This is a genomic window from Bacteroidia bacterium (assembly GCA_037045145.1).
In the GTDB taxonomy this organism is placed as follows: Bacteria; Bacteroidota; Bacteroidia; order AKYH767-A; family OLB10; genus OLB10.
The window spans coordinates 340,695-359,318 of record JBAOIA010000011.1; the positions used below are offsets into that span (position 1 = coordinate 340,695).

The following is an 18,624-nucleotide window of genomic DNA, read 5'->3' on the forward strand; positions in this document are numbered from 1 at the left end:
TTCTATTTATAATGTACTCACCCATACAGTTTCTGCCTCATTTTTTCTTAAACTAAGCTGATAGCCTGCAACTTTAATTGCAATCGGATCGCCCAAAGGAGCCGTTCGTTCCATCAGTACAGTTTCACCGGGAATACAACCCATTTCCATCAGCTTAAGTTTTATCTCTTCATCACTGAAATTCTGAATAACTCCCGCCTCACCCGGCTTTAATTCGCTTAACTTTTTTTCCAATCCGGCACTATTAAATTTTATGATGCGAAAATAGGTAACCGCAAGCACATTACGGTCACTCAGTTGGTGGTGATTTTTGTAAGAAAATATTGATAACCTCGTTTAAAACTTTTCAATTGTCAACAATGCTTAGAAAATTAACTTTGCACCTTTGTAAAGGTTGGGTTTCATTCTGCAAATTATAGTTTATGCGTAATTTATTCCTGTTTTTAAGCCGGAATTACATTTTCATATTTTTTATACTGCTTGAGGCAGTTTGCTTCTTCCTTATTGCACAAAACAACTCTTATCAGAATGCAGCAACACTTAACTCAACCAATAAAGTTGTGTCATCTGTTTATTCCACTATAAGTTCTGTAACCGATTATTTGAATCTGGCTGAAAACAACAGAAGGCTTGCCGAAGAAAATGCCTACTTGCGCACTCAGCTTCCTTCATCTTATTTCGATACCACAGTTGTAAGAAATCATAAAGTGGACACCCTTCACAATCTTGAATATTCCTACATTGAGGCTAAAATCATTAACAACAGCACAAACAGGCGCAACAATTATATGACTCTTAACAAGGGTTCCGATGCCGGTATTGCACCCGAAATGGGTGTCATTACAGGTCATGGGATTATTGGCATCGTTAAGAATGTATCTGCACATTACAGCACGGTTACCTCATTTCTTCACACACAAAGCAAGGTAAGTGTGCGCTTTAAAAACAACAACTACAATGGTTCAATGGTTTGGGATAGCGATAATTCTCCAACAGAGGCTACAGTGATTGACATTCCGCGACATGTGCCCTTTAAAGTTGGCGACACCCTGGTAACTACAACATTTTCGCCCTACTACCCTGAAGGTATTATGGTAGGTACAGTAAAATCATTTGATATTGATGCAGGAAGTAACTCCTTTAGAATTATACTAAAACTAAGTACAAGTTTTAATGATGTATCGTATGTGTATGTGGTGAACAACTTGCTGAAAAATGAACGTAAACAATTAGAAGAGAAACAAAAAGATGCTGTCCGAGATAATTAAATCTGTCTTACGTTTTATTCTGTTGATATTGTTGCAGGTTGTACTGCTTAACAAAATCCGCTTTGCCGGATATATCAATCCTTTTGTGTACCCGCTTTTTTTATTACTGCTTCCCGTTCGTATTCCAAAAACACTGCTGCTTATTCTTGCTTTTATTACGGGTATATGTGTTGATATTTTCTCTGATACTTTGGGTATGCATGCAGCAGCATCGGTGTTTCTTGGTTTTATGCGTCCCTACATCATTAAACTTCTTGCCCCTCGTGATGGCTATGACTCAGATGCAGTAATATCATTAAAACAAATGGGCATTCTGTGGATGGTGTATTATTTATTTATCAGTATTTTTCTGCATCATCTGTTTTTGTTTTATACAGAAGTGTTCCGTTTTAACGATTTCGGAGCAACATTCCTCAGAGTATGTTTATCTACCGTTACATCTGTGGTAATAATTTTTATCATTTTGTTGTTATTCGACAAAACAAAAGTGCAACGCAAATAATTCAAGATTTTGAAAACCTCGCATAGCACACAACGCCTCATTTTAGTAATTAACATTGCATTGGTGGCTATTGTTTATATCGGGCGTTTGTTCTATTTACAGGTTATTGAAGATAAATATAAGTTGTCGGCCGATGAAAACGTACTACGCAGAATAATTGACTACCCTTCGAGAGGTTTGGTTTATGACAGAAACGGAAAACTACTGGTGTTTAATCAGACTGTCTATGACTTAATGATTACACCCCGTGAAGTCAAAGAAATGGACACTGTTGAATTTTGTTCTATCATAAAAATCAGTATTGAAGATTTCAGGAAGAAATTTCAAAAAGCAAAAAATTATTCTCCTTATCGTTCGTCAATTTTTGAAAAACAAATTTCAGCAGAAACATACGGAACACTTCAGGAAAAGCTTTTTAAATACAAAGGCTTCAGTGTTCAACCACGTACCATCAGAAAATATCCTTACAACACAGCAGCACACTTATTGGGGTATCTTGGTGAGGTAGATGAAAATGTGACTGCTAAAAACAACTATTATCAAATGGGCGACTATATTGGTATCAGTGGAATTGAGCAGAGCTATGAAAAAGAATTACGAGGCAGACGCGGTACCCGATATATGATGGTTGATAATTTTAATCGTGAAAAAGGACGTTTTAAAGAAGGGAAATATGATACCCTTGCAATATCCGGTGAAAATTTAAAACTATCGCTGGATGCAGAATTACAAGAGTACGCAGAGTTATTATTTCAGAATAAACGAGGCAGTGCCGTTGCTATTGACCCTTCAACCGGTGAAATTCTTGCAATGGTTAACAGCCCTACATACAATCCTAATCTGATGGTTGGCAGAGAACGCTCGCGCAACTATGGCCGTTTATTAAAAGATGAGGATAAGCCCCTTTTTAATCGTGCCATGATGGCCTACTATCCTCCCGGTTCAACATTTAAAATTATCAACTCACTCATTGGTTTGCAAGAGAAGGTAATCACCCCGGAAACTTATTTCAGTTGTGCAGGTGGCTATAGGGTTGGAAATATTTTTGTTCACTGTCACCCGCACAGCTCTCCTCTTGATTTACGCACTGCAGTTGCCGTTTCGTGTAACACTTATTATTGCCAGACTTTTCGTGGGGTGATTGACAATAGAAAATACAACAGAACAGAAGATGCTTTTGATATCTGGCGCAATTACGTTCTTAGCTTTGGCATAGGTAAAAAAATTGATGTAGATATGCCGCATGAGTTGCGAGGTAACGTACCCACGGTTGATTACTATAATCGCTTCTTTGGAAAAGGGCGATGGAAATCATCAACCATTATTTCATTAGCAATAGGACAAGGTGAATTAGGTATAACACCATTACAAATGGCTAATGCTGCCTGCATTGTTGCCAATAAAGGATATTATTATGTGCCTCATATTGTAAAAGAAATCGGTTATAAACATTACCTGCCTGATCATTTCAAAAAGAAAAATTACACGTTGGTTGATTCAAAATATTTTGATGCCATACAAGATGGAATGGAATGGGTTTTTGAACGTGGCACAGCCCGTGGCTCGCGTGTTGACAGTTTGGTGATGTGTGGTAAAACAGGAACGGCACAAAATCCACATGGAAAAAACCATTCTGTTTTTTTCTGTTTTGCTCCGCGTGAAAATCCAAAAATTGCTGTTGCCGTTTTAGTTGAAAATGCTGGACAAGGTGCACATTTTGCAGCACCTATTGCAAGTTTAATGGTTCAGAAGTATTTACTGAAAGCCATAAAACGTCCTGATCTGGAAAAACGAATGTTAGATGCAGTGATAGTACCTGTGGCAAAAGACTCAACCGTTTTAGATGACTAAATAATGAGAAAGCAGAAAAGTGTTTTTCAGAATATAGACTGGTGGCTCGTGTCGCTGTATTTAATTATGGTTATTGCCGGTTGGTTAAACATTTTTGCAGCAGTCTATAATGAAGAACATCGGGCCATAACAGACTTTTCACAAAACTATGGCAAGCAAATGATGTGGATTTTCACATCTCTTGTTATTGCATTTTTTATACTGATTATTGATGGGAAGTTTTATGATGCCTTTTCCGGAGTAATTTATACAATCAGTATAATCTCTATGATAGCTGTACTTTTTTTCGGTCATACAGTTGCAGGAAGTAAGTCGTGGTTTCGCATTGGCGATTTTGGAATTCAACCTGCGGAGTTTGCAAAATTTGCTACTGCTATGATGATTGCAAAATTTTTAAGTCCGCCAGGAATAAAGAAAAACACATGGCAAACGCGCATTTATGCAGTTGCGATTTTCTTTATTCCACTTCTACTCATTTTATTAGAAAACGAGACCGGTGTTGCATTGGTATTTCTATCATTTTGCATTGTTCTATATCGCGAAGAAATTATTCCGGGATGGTTGCTTATGATTGGTATTTCTGCTGCCATATTGTTTGTAGTTTCGTTGTTAGTGCCTAAAATAATACTCGTTACCTCTCTGCTGATACTTGCTGCAATAATTGTTTTACTGTTTCGGAAATGGAAAACATTTTTTGTTGTTGCCGGATTGGTTGCCATTTGTATTGGTGTTGTAGTTAGTGTTGATCATGTATTTAACCATGTTTTAGAACCTCATCAGAAAAAACGAATTCAGGTATTTTTAGGAATGGAAGAGGATCTTAAAGGTGCCGGTTACAATGTAAATCAAAGTAAAATAGCAATTGGCTCAGGTGGGTTGACAGGAAAAGGTTTCTTAAAGGGTACTCAAACCAAATATAATTTTGTACCGGAGCAAAGTACTGATTTTATTTTTTGCACGGTTGGCGAAGAATGGGGATTTGTTGGTACAACAACTGTTGTTCTTTTGTTTCTGGCATTGTTATATAGAATTATTTTTATTGCCGAGCGGCAGAAGTCAGCCTTTGCAAGAATTTATGGTTATGGTGTTGCAGGAATAATATTCTTTCACTTTATGGTAAATGTAGGAATGACAATAGGTCTGATGCCCGTAATAGGAATACCCCTGCCCTTTTTCAGTTATGGAGGGTCATCATTGTGGGGATTTACAATCCTCTTATTTATTCTGATAAAACTAGACAGCTATCGCACATTTGTTTTGCGATAATCAGAAATCGAGGCCAAGAGCAAGATTAAACAATGGTTTTTGTACCTGACGATCGTCAATGCCAAAACCCCAGTCGGCACGAATAAAATAACCGAATACTCGACTACGAAATCCAAAGCCATAGGCTCCAACTACAGGTTGTATTTGTTTAATCACAGTAACTGTTACCGGGTTGCTGCCTCCGCCACCAATCACTTCTTCATTAAGTCCGTTCGTGTTAGAAAATGGTGAAGTACCAGACCATGCTGTGCCTGCATCGAAAAATACTACTGCTTGAAAATTCCGAATCAGGTCTGAACGAATTGGTCTATTGAGCAAATATTGAAATACCGGAATACGCAACTCCGAATTAAACAAAGCAAAGCTGCTACCATTACGGATATTCTGTTTAAACCCCCGCATGGGCGAAGCTAATGTTTGAAAAACGTACTCCTCGTTCTTGTCAACACTAATTTCATTATTAAAATTATTACCCGGAACAATAACATTATCCTGCGAGCCTAAATAATATATCAATTTTTGCTTGCCCAATGAAGTGCTTGCCGATAATCTGTTTGCCCAGATAATTTGCCTGTGTACTTTAATGTAGTGACGAAAATCCGCACCAATGATGTAAACCATTTTTTCGGGCCTGTTGATTTTACGAAACATTTCAGCAAAAATTTTAAACCGTGTACCATTGTAAAGATTCAATGCTTTATTAATAGTGTTATCAAAAATATATTCTCCTTTAATGCTGGCCCAATAGTCTATTATATCACTTTTTTCTAATTGTGCTTTCTCTGTTGCAACATATATAGACTTATCCATGCGCATGTCAATGGTTCCCTTAACTGCGGAAATTTCGCTGAATGGATATTTTCCTGAATATTTTAAATTATAGGTATGTGTACGTAACACATCGAGGTCTGAAACTGAGAATAATTTTGACTGACGTGAGAAAAGAATCTGTTTATCAATTCTTTTCTTTAAAGATTCAATCATCAACATGTATTCATTACTATTAAAATCAAATCCGATACGAAACGCACCACTGATTTTGTAGTCATTCATCAAGTCGCTCATTCCAATTTTGAACAGGGCATTCATTCCGGGATCAAAATATACGGCACCACCGGTGTATGGCTGATAGGTTGTGTTGAACAAACTGTTGTCGAGCTGTGTAAGAATATAGTCAGAGGAAAATGAAATATCGTAGTTGCGCTGTTTTGGCATCCGGAAAATTGCAGAATCAGAAGTGACTTTTTCTTCAATGCTATCCGGCTGCAAATTCACTTTCTCTTGAATAGTTTTAACTGTATCTGTTGTGACAGATTTACTTTCTATCGGTTCTTCTTTCTTCTTCTTTGATTTGAATTCACTCTGAAAAACATAATTTCCAACATCAATAGCTGCACTGTCTTTTTTATGTGATGGTTCACTTGTTACAATACGTGCTTGTGTTTCCTCGGGTTTTGATTTTACAACTTCAGGTTTTGGTTTAAAAACCGATTGTGAAGAGTAAGTTAAATCAAAAGTCTTTGACTTATCAAAGGGCATATTGTCTTTCAGAAAAATTCTGTATCTGCCATTGTTAACAGCTAATTCTGTAAACTTATTTTTTCTTGCTGAAAAATCCTGTTCCAGAATATTTCTGTTGCTATTAGTTAAAGCATAATGTCTGAAAAAATATCGGTAATGTTCTGTTGTATCTATAAAACTAATAGCACTATCCATCTCCGAGACAAATCTATTGATGACACCATTTTTATCAGACAGATAGGTTATTCGAAGTGAATCACTCATAGCAGGGAAAGTTTCATTCTCAGGCGAATGGGTTATACGCAATAATTTTCCCTCTCTATTGTAGAGGTCTTCTATAAAAAGATCCAAATTGTTCTGTGATGGATTTTGTTTAATGTCAACTCCAAGGGTATCATTGCTTCTGTTTGATGAAAAAATTATTCTGCTGCCTGTAATATCATACTGTGGGTACAAGTCATCATACACATCATTTGTAACCTGATCGAAGTTACGACCTCGCACATTAAATACATATATATCGCTTTGACCTTTTTGAACAGCCGACATCAATAGTTTTGATCCATCGGGAGAGTAGGTCATGCTGAGAATTTTAGAAAAACTCATTATCTCTGAAAGGTCAGGTTTTTTTGTTTCTGTATTAAACAAATTCAGAATAATATTTCCCTTTTGTTCTTTAACTATTGCTAATATTTTTCCGGACGGATGCCAGGCTGTAATGGGAAAGGAACAATCGTTCTCTGTTGTCAAAGAAACATATCCACCTTTATCAGCGCAAATACGTTTACCTGTTTTCACATCAGCAATTTTAACCTTGTAGCGACCGCGTTTATTGGTTACATAACTTACTCTGTTTCCAAATGGGTCTGATTTTACCTGATAAATTAATTTGTTCCTTTCTTTAATTTTTAATGGTGTTGCTACAATTGGAAGTTTGTTCTTTTCAAATTCCTGAAATTTTTTTGTGTGATAACTTAACCAGTCGGCAGAAAGTTGCTTTAAACGGACGCCAAGAACAAAAACAAAACCGCTTTCAAGACTACGGTTGATGCGTGTCATATAAACCAAATTACTTAATGAAGCTTCCCCATAAGTTGTAATGATATAATGCCATAACGACTGACCTGCAAAAACTTCATCACGCTCAATAAGTTTATTCAAGACCGGTTTTTTTTCTGTCATGATATAATCTCGCAATTTATTATCGTCTTCAGCTGTCCATCCTTTGGAAAGGTAGGTTACCAATCCCTGCGTGTACCATTGTGGAAGATTAAGGAGAATGGATGCCTGCAAACGTTCTCTGATGTTACCACCATAAAACAATTGTTCAAGCAATGCTCTTGCCATGCCGGCACGAATTTGTTCTTGTAAGTGCTGATGATTTCCATCAAAATAAATGAGTACTTTGTTACCAATCACCTTAGTCATACCTCCAATATTATAGGCCTGATCGTCTAATTCAAGTCCAATATTTGTTTGTTTAAGGTCGCTGAGTTTGTTAAAAACCACAATCTGAAAACGTGACATACTTCGATAATCCAAAGTACGTTCCATGGCGTCCATTTCATTCTGTGCCTGCTCTGCAACATAGGTGGCTAATTCTTTTCCTCCTACATAATTATATACATCGTAGTTTTTAAATCTGTAAAATGTCCAGTAAAAATCATTGTATTGTACACGGTTTTTGCCAAAAGACAACTGCGAACCCTGATAAAACTGTGCATCTGCAGATTGCAGTATTGTAATGGTAAATAAGAACGTGAATACAACTTTGAAAAACAGCTTCACCTTTTTTGTTTTATGTGATATGCGAAAGTAGTTAATTTGAACTTTATTTAAACTGAATTTTAAACGTAAAAAAAGGGCTGTTTTTGTCAACAGCCCTTGTATTGCTATCAAAGCATTTTTATTTAATAATTATTTTACGTTCTGCTGTTCCGTTTTCTGTTTCTGCTTTTAGAAAATATAAGCCGGCTGGAAGTTGTCCTACATTCAGTGCTACCTGTGCAGAAGTATTCTTAGCAGCAATGGTTTGTGACAACACAAGTTGTCCGTTAACACTGAATAAGCGTAAATTTAATTCGCCATGATTGCTGTTACCTATATAAACCAACAGCTCATTGTCTGCAGGATTGGGATAGGCAGTAAGCTGACTCAGACTGTTGACTTCATTAATACCAACCGGTGCTGAAATAGTAAACACCTTGTTGTTGATGTCAAAAAATATAGAGCCGGCACTGGCACCTTCTACCCACATTCTGCAAATGTTCGATTGGTTGTTAGGCACTGTAAAAGTATAGCTGCCGTTGTTGGCAACATTGGTTGCAATTGTTATAGGAAATGTTGTTCCGTTATTTATCGAAAGGTAGATATTTACCAACTGCTCGTTAAAAGGTGCTGCGTCAGTGCCACCCACATCCCACGTAACTGTTTGTGTACTCAAGGCAGGCCATGTTATGCCTGTTACATTTGGATAAGTGATGGCAAAAGGTGCAGCAGTCTGAACAACATTTACTGTTGTAATCGTATCATTATAAGTTACTCCTCCGCCATTGGGTTTGTTATCTCTTGCCGTAAGTCTGAAATGTAAAGAGCGCGCATAAGATGTTATCAACTCACCTTTGGCATTTACCTGATTAAGCAATACAGACAGCTTTGGGAATAAACGAAGTGCAGAAGTTGAAGGAGCATAACTGCGATACATTGGTGCATTGCCTGTAGGTAAACTCCATGCTCCGGCAGGGCCCAAGTCAAACTGCTCCCAACTAAAAGTAATAGAATCACCATCAGGGTCACTGCCATAGCCATCTAATTTAAATGCAGTGCCTACAGGAACATTAAATATACCTCCACCACTAACTGTAGGTGCGTTGTTAAACGTGATGGTATTTATCGGACAAGAGTTACCTGTTGATAAGGTAGAATAATCAACTATTTCGTCAAAGCTTTTAGTATGAAAATAAGCTATGCTGTGTGCAGCCAAATCATCAGAACCACAAATGCCTGCATATCCCATAATAGTTACTCCGCTACCGGGTTCAAATGCTGCACTTGCCTCACGGTTACCCTGGCAGCTTCCCGTTACACTATTAAAAGTGTGATTGCCTCCAAACTGATGTCCCATTTCATGGGCAACATAGTCAATGTTAAATGGGTCATTGATTGGAGCTGCTGATCCTGTAACTCCTTTTGCCTTATCTGCAGTTTTACAGATACAACCCAGGTAGGCAATGCCTCCACCACCTGTACTAAAAACGTGACCCATATCGTAATTGGGGGTTCCAATAAAAAAGTTTACTACAGATTGATTTTGTCCCAGCATGGTGCCGCCATTATTATTGGAATACGGGTCTGTGTTGGCATCAAGAAAAATTAATGTGTCAGTGTTAGCAATTAAGTTTAGTCTGACATCTACTTCAGATTCATAAACACCTGTAACGCGATTGATGGAAGTTACCATACCTGATAATGCACCCGCTTTTGTTCCGCCATAATAGGCCGCATACTCTCCTGTGCAGGCTAATGCCAAACGATAGGTACGTAAATTTGTACCTATTGAGCGGTTCATTGCAGGCATAGCGTTTGTTAATGCCTTATTTGCATTCTGACCTTGTTGTAAGTCGTCAAACTCACAAACCATACTGCTCTGCGAATGCATAAAATCTTTTCTGAAATAGACTAAATATTCAGAGGTGGTTTGCATGGAATAAGGATCAATATAAATATCGTCCTCTGCTGTTCTTATCAATGCATGAAAGCCCCACTGTGTAAAATCAATTCGAACCCATGAAGATTTGTTAATACCGCTACCTGAATACGTTTTGATGAATGGGTATTTAGCTGACAATTCCGGTTGCATAACAGGCGACTCTACAATAGTAAAGCTATTCCAACTGCCATCGGGCATAGGTAGCTCAATAACAACCGGTGATTGTTTTACAGGAACGGTAAATTCCATTGGTGCATTGAGCAGTTGGTTTCTCAACCCTTGTACATCAAGAGTATAAACCATGTATTTATCAGGAATAATCTGACGTTTGCCGGATAACATTTCTTGTGTTTCTGATTTAACCGTCCAGAAACTGCTTGCCATTGTTTGTGTGCCTAATAGCATAACAAAAAATGTGCTTAGTGTTAAAATTTTTCTCATGTTTGAATAAATTGAAGTTGCGAATGTAATCTAAAGGCAAACAAAATTAATATCCTGGTAACAAATAATTTAAACTTTTACATCATAATGATGCTGCAATCCCTTTTGCCAACAGTGGAAAACACTTCAAAATAATTTCGTCCATTTGATTTACATTTGATGGAATAACTGCAATGGCATAGTTTCCATTTATTAGTTTTCCGGTTTTATCATAGATGGTAAAATGAAGTCTGATTTCACGCTCATAAATTTTATTGGCAATATCTAAGCAGTTTTTATAATTGGTTTTAATTTCAAATTGTGTAAGAAAAACAAAGATGTCGGTATTGAATCGCTCGCTCAAATCGGCTAACACTTTTTTGTTCTGAATATCCGCTTTCATGTAGCGGTTGTGTACATCTGTATTCAAATAATTGGTTGCTGTACGCGAATCGGTAAGTGTTTTGTCTGATGTTACATTATTCATCAGACTTTCGGGTGATCGTGTTACGGGTGTAGCATAATCAAATGCTGTTTGACTGAACAAATCACCTGCTGACTGAATATATGCAGGTACGGTGTCGTTCTGCAAAAGTGATATTGTTGGATAATGTCTCTTTAGCTCACGCCAGGTAAACCATTCGCTGCGATTGTGAAAATAATTACGAATTGTTTTAGGGTCTTTTCGGGTTTCTTCAGCAATGTCTTTATCGGCATCAGACAAATAAAAACGCGGGTCGTAGGGAATAAGTAAAATACGATGTTCAATACTATCTTTCTTTTCTACTTTATTATCCTGCGCTTTTGTACTTATAAAAGCCAATAGTGATATTATTATACAAACAAAACGTTGCAACATACTTTTTCTTTTGTCATACAAAAATAAAAAGAGGCACTATACAACTTGGCTGTTCATTAGCAACTTATCAAAATGCTACTGTTAGTTTATACGGGTTGCTAAATATGACTTGCTAAAATCCGTTTTGTATGAAAATAAAAACATCCTTAATAAAAACACAACTAAAAAAACATGCCATGGTTACGAAGCGAAACATCTTTGCGAGCTTTGTGTAATAAAAATTTTATCGTTTAAAATTAACAAATTGTTGATCTAACGCAACAACATTACTGTTCCCGTTTCAATTAAGGACTTTGCAGGATTGTTTATCCGAATGGTGTAAATGTACATTCCTAAAGGCAGTTGTTGGTTTTTATAATAGCCATTCCATTGTGGTTTTCCTGTTTCTGAAAAAAGTAATTGTCCCCAGCGATTAAAAATCTGAAGTGTGTAATCCGGCATTTCTGCTCCAATTGGAGCAAACCAATCATTCAATCCATTGGCATCAGGCGTAAATGAAGAAGGGATAAAATAACTTTTCGTTGTTTTAATGTCCACAGGTACCTCTGTTGTATCATGGCAGCCATCATCACTAACTGTAATGAGTTGCACCATATAAACACCACTGTTTTCATAAATATGTTGCGGGCTTATTGAAACAGATTGTGTACTATCTCCAAAGTTCCAATAGTTATAGGTGTTACCCACCGATTGGTTGATAAACTGCTGTAGCACATTAATGCTACTTGTTGAAACAGTGTTTGTAACGAATGAAGCTACTGTTGGCTGCAACACTGATGCAACTTGTGTATTGGATATTGCAGTGGTATCGGTTACACAAATAGAATTACTGATGAGTTGCACCGAGACGCTGTCACCATTGTTAAGTTGATTCGTAATATAGTTAGGATAATTATTAGATAGTGCTTGTCCGTTAATATACCATTGATAGGTAGGACTATTTCCGGCAAACTGTGTGGAGGCATTAAACTGAATGGCTGTACCTGTACAGATTGCTGTATCAGGAAACATGCTCAGAGTAATGGATGGTAGTTGGTTGTGAGGAATTGATTTTACAAGTATAGAAAAAACATAGGTGCTATTTTTCGAAGGACAACCATTGTCGGTTGATTCTACAGTAAACATATAAGGAAAAGATGCTGCTTGTCCGCAAATTGTTTTCCAACAAAACTGAGCAGTATTATTGTTGGTAGTAGGATTCGCAACGAATAGGGCAGGCGGATTGGCGAGTGCTACATTAAAAAGATTGCCTGTTGCCGAAATATTTATCAAGTCGTTTTCAGCATCTATAAACGTGAGGGGAAAGCAAATTGAATCTCCTTCATCAATCTGATAATTTAAAACCACGGGTGAGGTTAATTGTGGTGCCGTGTTATAGGAGCATGCCGCAACTATCACCTGCATGTCGCGCCTTGTTCTTGAAAGAAGTATTCCATTTCTGTACTCTTCCACTTCTATGGCCACAACAAATAACCCCTGATTTGGTGAAGCGATAGTCAATAGTCCTGTTTGTGAATTTATATTACAAAGACCTCCTGCACCAAAAGGACTTGTGTAACTATAACCCGGGCTGTAAATGACCGTAGGTAACGGAAACAAAAAGTATAAGTTTAAATTAATATCCTGATAGGTCATTAAATTGTTTACACCTAAATTGCCATAAGGACTCACTAATTTATAGGCCAAACTATCTCCATCACTGTCAAATGCCAGATTACTTAACTGAACTGTATCTAAATTACAGATGAAAGGGGTTGGCGAACTCGAAAACTGTGGTGTAGAATTGGAAATGCCTGCCGGAATAACCGTATAAAAAAATATGCCTGTGCTATCAGGCTGAATCAGATTATTGATACTTACATTTCGTGCCCCATCATTTAAAAACAAGTGCCAGGTTGTATCCTCCGACAATATTACTGTTGCTTCATAGTAAGCTTTTTCTACACACCAATTGTTGTTATAATAACAAGTTGTGTCTAATACTGGAAGTGTTACCGGTTGTGTGTTTATCTTATCAAGCGAAATTTGCGCATATAATCTTTTATAGTTGGTGTTGGAAGAGTCATAACAAATATAAAGATCAAAATACGTTTGAAATTGTGCAGCCGAAGTATCGCAGTTGCGGTAATAATTGAGACTTATCTTATAAACCTTTTTCTGTTGCTGTGGTACACTTCCTATAAATGTATAGGTAAACTCGCCACCCATAATATGACTTGCCAGACCTGCATTATAGAGCAGCATAAAAATAAGGATTGCAATGATACTCTTCATAGCATCTATATTCTCAAGATGTTTTCCAATAGAAATACGTTGCCTAAAGATAATAATTTTCTATTTCCGAATCCCATACTATTCTCCATTTATCTTTTCGCCATATTATTTTGAATGACTGATAAATTTCAAAGTGTTGGAAAGACCGGTCACTTGTTGTTGTTCAATGTGTGGTAAAAATTGAGATAATCACAGTCTTTCCATGTCTCCCAAAAATTTTACTTTTGTGGTACATGAGTATCAATAAAAATCTTGATCCGGCAAGTGAAAATTTAAGTACTGCCGAAAAGGAAATAGAAAGGGCATTAAGACCGCTAAGCTTCGATGATTTTGCAGGACAACGTAAGGTAACAGAAAACCTTACTGTATTTGTGAAGGCAGCAGTACAGCGTGGCGAAGCACTTGATCATGTTTTGCTGCATGGCCCTCCGGGCTTGGGCAAAACTACATTAGCCAACATTATTGCAAACGAGCTTAACGTAAAAATAAAAGTTACGTCAGGGCCTGTACTTGACAAACCGGGCGACCTTGCAGGCTTGCTCACAAATTTGCAAGCCAACGATGTTTTGTTTATTGATGAGATTCACCGCTTAAGTCCTATTGTGGAAGAATATCTTTATTCTGCAATGGAAGATTATAAAATTGATATTATGATTGAAAGCGGACCTCACGCACGCTCTGTCCAGCTTAAAATAAATCCTTTTACACTCATCGGTGCTACTACCCGTTCGGGATTGCTTACATCACCATTGCGTGCACGGTTTGGTATCAACTCGCGACTTGAATATTACGATGCACGATTGTTACAAGACATTGTAATGCGCTCTGCATCTATTCTAAAATCTGCTATTGACGAAGAAGCGGCTTTTGAGATTGCCCGTAGAAGCCGTGGAACCCCTCGTATTGCTAATGCGCTGTTGAGGCGTATTCGAGATTTTGCTCAGATAAAAGGTAACGGAACCATAAATATTGAAATTGCACGCTACGGGCTTCAGGCACTCAATGTTGACATTGACGGTCTGGACGAAATGGACAACAGAATACTTAATGCCATTATAGAAAAATTTAAAGGTGGGCCTGTAGGGCTCAACACCATTGCTACCGCTGTTGGTGAAGAAGCCGGCACTATTGAAGAAGTGTATGAGCCTTTTTTAATAATGGAAGGTTTTTTAATGCGAACGCCACGAGGTCGTGAAGCAACAGAAAAAGCTTTTAAACATCTTGGCAAAAAGTCTTTAAAGCAGAAAGGCACATTGTTTGACTCTGAGTCTTAAAAAAACAATGAACCGAAGCCAGACAACAGCATGGGTTAAAACCGAAGCATTAAAGTTGGGCTTCTCACATTGCGGTATCTCTAAAGCTGGTTTTCTGGAAGAAGAAGCACCACGACTCGAACAGTGGCTTAAAGCAAACATGCATGGCACAATGTCGTACATGGAACGCAATTTCGACAAGCGTTTAGATCCAACTAAATTAGTTGAAGGAGCCAAGAGTGTCATCTCTTTACTTTTTAATTACTATCCGGAAAAAAAACAAAATCCACAGGCACCGCAAATTTCAAAATACGCCTATGGCACAGATTATCATTTTGTAATTAAAGAAAAACTGTATCAACTACTCGAACTCATGCGACAGCATATTGGAGCAATTGATGGACGTGTTTTTGTTGACTCTGCACCGGTATTAGACAGAGCATGGGCTCGCAAAAGTGGATTGGGATGGATTGGAAAAAATAATAATCTTATAAATCCAAAATCAGGCTCTTGGTATTTTATTGCAGAACTGATTCTTGATATTGAACTCGATGCCGATGCTCCAATAAAAGATTACTGTGGCTCTTGCACAAAATGTATTGATGCCTGCCCTACAGATGCTATTGTCATGCCTCATGTTGTTGATGGCAGTAAGTGTATTTCATATTTTACGATTGAATTAAAAAATGAAATTCCTGTGTCTTTCCAAAACCAATTTAAAAACTGGATGTTTGGCTGCGATATTTGTCAGGATGTATGTCCCTGGAATCGTTTTGCAAAACCCCATCAGCATGAAGAGCTAAAAGCAAATCATGAATTACTTGAGATGAATCAAAATGACTGGGAAGAACTAACAGAAGAAATTTTTAAAGAAAAATTTAAAGACTCTGCCTTAAACCGTACAGGCTTTAAAGGTATGATGCGAAACCTTGATTTTTTAAATCAGAAAAAATAACAGAAACTATCCCTGATGTGTAACCTTTCTGAAAACTTCTGTCAGCACATCAGAGTATTTATGACCGAAAGTGGCCAGACACCAAACCATAAGCATCTTTTTTTCATCACTCTTCAGCCATCGCATAGCTTTAACCAATTCTTTTTTGAATAGCTTTTTATCAAAACTCACCTTGGTAAGAATTTCTTTGGTGTATTCGTACATTGGTTTCATAGATTAAAATTACAGTGCTAATATACTTTACTAAACATTAATAAAAACCTTTCGTTTGGCGAATTATTGTAATAATTGGGTTAAAAAATTAATTGCATAGCTTTCAGCTACATAAAATCTCTATCGGTTGTATTTCTGCCTTTTTTAAAATCTGGCACACTCAGTTATGACACTTTTCATCGCATTGATTCCAATCTGCTTTTTTGACTTAGCATCTTTATAAAAATATAGTTGCAAAAAGTTAGCTGTTGCTTTTTTCAGCCATTTAACTATACTCACTACACGGTATTTTTTTTTAATAAGCATGATTAATATCATAAATTAAATGTGCTCATGCGCAATTACTATTGTTGTTTATATTGTTTATTTTATATTACATTTACACCTCTTTCTATATGGCAGTCAGAAGCTTGAATAAAATTGCAACAACGTTAGCTCAAGTTGATCTTTTGAAAAATTTATCTGCTGAATTGATACATTTACTTTCTACCATCAGCACTTCTGCACCATTCAAAAAAGGCCAAACTATTTTCAACTCAGGTGATAAAGCAAATAAAATTTTTTTCATCGAGAAAGGTACCATTTCAATAGTTGATACCGAAGTTGAATTGTTAAAACAATTTACTAATGATTGTTTTGGTGAAGAATGTATTTTATCTGATGGAGTGTATCCGTTTTCGGCTGTTGCAGCAGATGATGTAGCCTTGTTACAAATAAACAGACAAGAATTTTTAGCTGTTATTTCCAAACATCATGATGTCTTTAATAGTATTTTGATTGCCCTGTATCAAAAAATGTATTTGCAAAATCGGTTAAAGCAAGAAGCATTTCTACAAAGGTTGGACAAACTAAACAAAGAATTGGCAACAGCAAAAAATGATGTAGAGGTCAGAACTACTGAGCTGATTAAACAGGAAAAATTAGCCTCTTTAGGTTTGTTATCTGCCGGCATTGCGCATGAATTGCAAAACCCGTTAAACTTTGTCAATAATTTTGCTGAACTGAGTGGAGAAATGATCAGTGATATAAAAAGCACAACCAGCACTTCAGAAAAGGAAGCATTGTTGCGCGAAGTTGCCGGTAATATTGACAAGATTAAACAACATGGCATGCGTGCCAGCCGCATCATTAAACGCATAGTTACCTTCAGCCGCGAAAATAAAGGTGATTTTGAACTTACCAATGTAAATACCATCTGTAAAGAATATGTCTATCTGGCAACAGCTGGTATAAAGTCAAACATATTGGGTTTTGAATGTAACCTTGTTGAAAGCTATAGCGAACAGCTGCCCATGATCAACACCAATGCTCAGGATCTTGGTCGTGTTGTTCTGAACATTGTAAATAATGCTTTTTATGCACTTAACGAAAGGAAAAAAAACTATCCTGTTAACGAAAATTATCAGCCGGAATTACAGCTAATCACAAAGAATGTAAATAAAAAAATTTATCTGCACATTAAAGACAATGCTATGGGCATTGCTCCAGAACTGCAAACAAAAATTTTTGAACCTTTTGTTACAACCAAACCTGACGGTGAAGGTACAGGGCTTGGTTTAAGTATCTGCAGAGATATCATCCAAAACCTGAAGGGCGACATCAATCTGATTTCCGAAATAGGAAAAGGAACGGAATTTATTATTACCTTACCTGTTGAATAAAAACTATATTGCGGCATGAAGATCTCTGATACATTGCACATTGCAATGTAAGTTGCAATATTTTCTTATACTTTTGTTGTTATAATTACAGGAAATAAATTATGTTCTCCTTTTTTAAACGCAAAGAAAATAATACTGCAGCCAACTTTCTGGCAGTTAAAACCGATATGCATAGTCATCTTATTCCCGGAATTGATGACGGAGCTAAAACCATTGAAGACTCTCTTGCACTGATAAAAGAACTACATTCATTAGGTTATACAAAGCTCATTACTACACCGCACATCATGAGTGATTTTTATCGTAATACGCCCGAAATAATTATGGCAGGGCTTGAAGATGTGCGAAAGGCAGTAAAGGCAGAAAATATTCCTGTAACCATTGAGGCAGCAGCCGAATATTATCTTGACGATGGATTTATACATAAGCTAGAAGAAGAAAAGTTGTTGACCATTGGCAATAACAACCATCTGCTTTTTGAAATCAGCTATGTAAACGCACCCGATAATTTATTGCAAGTAATTTTCAGAATGCAGGTACTGGGCTACAAACCCATCATGGCACATCCTGAACGCTATCCGTTTTGGGGAAATAATTTTGATTTTTATGGCAGCCTCCGCGATCAGGGTGTGTTGCTGCAAATCAATGTTAACTCTCTTGCCGGCTACTACGGCCCCGATGCCAAACGTACTGCCGAAAAGCTGATTGAAAAAGAATGGGTAGATTTGATTGGCACCGATACACATGCTATTAAACACATCAATGCGCTACACAAAACAGTAAAAGAAAAATCTTTTAAAAAACTGCTGGAGTTTAATTTACTCAACAAGCATTTGTAACTTAACGTTGCTGTTTCTGCTTTGTATTCTACG

The 18,624-nt window shown here is 37.0% G+C and carries 14 protein-coding genes; 8 read left to right on the forward strand and 6 right to left on the reverse strand.

What is annotated here, in order from left to right:
• Positions 1-6 precede the first annotated feature (6 nt).
• Entirely contained in the window at positions 7-234 is a 228-nt protein-coding gene (locus tag V9G42_02375; protein ID MEI2758262.1) for a FeoA family protein, read from the reverse strand.
• Between the two features lie 188 nt (positions 235-422).
• Here V9G42_02375 and mreC point away from each other — a divergent pair, with 188 nt between their 5' ends.
• The 4 genes from mreC to rodA are packed head-to-tail and all read left to right on the forward strand — an operon-like array spanning position 423 to position 4,887.
• Positions 423-1,268, forward strand: a complete 846-nt coding sequence (gene mreC / locus V9G42_02380) for a rod shape-determining protein MreC (protein MEI2758263.1) — start codon at positions 423-425, stop codon at positions 1,266-1,268.
• Positions 1,249-1,770, forward strand: coding sequence for a rod shape-determining protein MreD (mreD, locus tag V9G42_02385; GenBank protein MEI2758264.1), 522 nt, complete (start codon positions 1,249-1,251; stop codon positions 1,768-1,770). The genes mreC and mreD overlap by 20 nt, the downstream gene beginning before the upstream one ends.
• Positions 1,771-1,779: 9 nt before the next feature.
• On the forward strand, positions 1,780-3,621 hold the full coding sequence (mrdA, locus tag V9G42_02390; GenBank protein ID MEI2758265.1) for a penicillin-binding protein 2: 1,842 nt from the start codon (positions 1,780-1,782) through the stop codon (positions 3,619-3,621).
• A 3-nt stretch (positions 3,622-3,624) separates the two neighbouring features.
• Positions 3,625-4,887: a rod shape-determining protein RodA gene (rodA, locus tag V9G42_02395; GenBank protein MEI2758266.1), complete on the forward strand. Its 1,263-nt coding sequence runs from the start codon at positions 3,625-3,627 to the stop codon at positions 4,885-4,887.
• Here rodA and V9G42_02400 read toward each other — a convergent pair whose 3' ends face one another.
• The 4 genes from V9G42_02400 to V9G42_02415 form a co-directional block, all read right to left on the reverse strand.
• Entirely contained in the window at positions 4,888-8,196 is a 3,309-nt protein-coding gene (locus V9G42_02400) for a hypothetical protein (protein ID MEI2758267.1), read from the reverse strand. It lies immediately after the preceding gene.
• Positions 8,197-8,314: 118 nt separating this feature from the next.
• The gene (locus V9G42_02405) at positions 8,315-10,558 is read right to left on the reverse strand and encodes a reprolysin-like metallopeptidase (GenBank protein MEI2758268.1); all 2,244 of its coding nucleotides are present in this window, start codon (positions 10,556-10,558) and stop codon (positions 8,315-8,317) included.
• Between the two features lie 82 nt (positions 10,559-10,640).
• Entirely contained in the window at positions 10,641-11,396 is a 756-nt protein-coding gene (locus tag V9G42_02410; GenBank protein ID MEI2758269.1) for a hypothetical protein, read from the reverse strand.
• Between the two features lie 252 nt (positions 11,397-11,648).
• The gene (locus V9G42_02415; GenBank protein ID MEI2758270.1) at positions 11,649-13,670 is read right to left on the reverse strand and encodes a gliding motility-associated C-terminal domain-containing protein; all 2,022 of its coding nucleotides are present in this window, start codon (positions 13,668-13,670) and stop codon (positions 11,649-11,651) included.
• 239 nt (positions 13,671-13,909) lie between these two features.
• Between V9G42_02415 and ruvB the strand changes: the two genes are divergently transcribed.
• Together ruvB and queG are read left to right on the forward strand one after the other, a co-directional pair.
• Entirely contained in the window at positions 13,910-14,944 is a 1,035-nt protein-coding gene (ruvB, locus tag V9G42_02420) for a Holliday junction branch migration DNA helicase RuvB (protein ID MEI2758271.1), read from the forward strand.
• A 7-nt stretch (positions 14,945-14,951) separates the two neighbouring features.
• A complete protein-coding gene (gene queG, locus V9G42_02425; protein MEI2758272.1) occupies positions 14,952-15,878 on the forward strand; it encodes a tRNA epoxyqueuosine(34) reductase QueG in 927 nt (308 codons plus the stop codon).
• A 6-nt stretch (positions 15,879-15,884) separates the two neighbouring features.
• Here the strand turns inward: queG and V9G42_02430 are convergent, their stop codons facing one another.
• Positions 15,885-16,082, reverse strand: a complete 198-nt coding sequence (locus tag V9G42_02430) for a hypothetical protein (GenBank protein ID MEI2758273.1) — start codon at positions 16,080-16,082, stop codon at positions 15,885-15,887.
• Positions 16,083-16,486: 404 nt separating this feature from the next.
• Between V9G42_02430 and V9G42_02435 the strand changes: the two genes are divergently transcribed.
• Together V9G42_02435 and V9G42_02440 are read left to right on the forward strand one after the other, a co-directional pair.
• On the forward strand, positions 16,487-17,752 hold the full coding sequence (locus V9G42_02435; GenBank protein ID MEI2758274.1) for an ATP-binding protein: 1,266 nt from the start codon (positions 16,487-16,489) through the stop codon (positions 17,750-17,752).
• Between the two features lie 101 nt (positions 17,753-17,853).
• Positions 17,854-18,591 carry a CpsB/CapC family capsule biosynthesis tyrosine phosphatase gene (locus V9G42_02440; protein ID MEI2758275.1) on the forward strand — a complete coding sequence of 246 codons (738 nt, stop codon included), beginning with the start codon at positions 17,854-17,856 and terminating at the stop codon, positions 18,589-18,591.
• Positions 18,592-18,624: the final 33 nt, after the last annotated feature.

What these genes read in the sequence shown, in the direction of transcription:
- queG (MEI2758272.1), top strand. Translation starts at nt 14,952, where the DNA reads ATGAACCGAAGCCAGACAACAGCATGGGTTAAAACCGAAGCATTAAAG.
- V9G42_02440 (MEI2758275.1), top strand. Translation starts at nt 17,854, where the DNA reads ATGTTCTCCTTTTTTAAACGCAAAGAAAATAATACTGCAGCCAACTTT.
- mreC (MEI2758263.1), top strand. Translation starts at nt 423, where the DNA reads ATGCGTAATTTATTCCTGTTTTTAAGCCGGAATTACATTTTCATATTT.
- V9G42_02430 (MEI2758273.1), bottom strand. Translation starts at nt 16,082, where the DNA reads ATGTACGAATACACCAAAGAAATTCTTACCAAGGTGAGTTTTGATAAA.
- V9G42_02415 (MEI2758270.1), bottom strand. Translation starts at nt 13,670, where the DNA reads ATGAAGAGTATCATTGCAATCCTTATTTTTATGCTGCTCTATAATGCA.
- V9G42_02435 (MEI2758274.1), top strand. Translation starts at nt 16,487, where the DNA reads ATGGCAGTCAGAAGCTTGAATAAAATTGCAACAACGTTAGCTCAAGTT.
- V9G42_02405 (MEI2758268.1), bottom strand. Translation starts at nt 10,558, where the DNA reads ATGAGAAAAATTTTAACACTAAGCACATTTTTTGTTATGCTATTAGGC.
- rodA (MEI2758266.1), top strand. Translation starts at nt 3,625, where the DNA reads ATGAGAAAGCAGAAAAGTGTTTTTCAGAATATAGACTGGTGGCTCGTG.
- mreD (MEI2758264.1), top strand. Translation starts at nt 1,249, where the DNA reads ATGCTGTCCGAGATAATTAAATCTGTCTTACGTTTTATTCTGTTGATA.
- V9G42_02410 (MEI2758269.1), bottom strand. Translation starts at nt 11,396, where the DNA reads ATGTTGCAACGTTTTGTTTGTATAATAATATCACTATTGGCTTTTATA.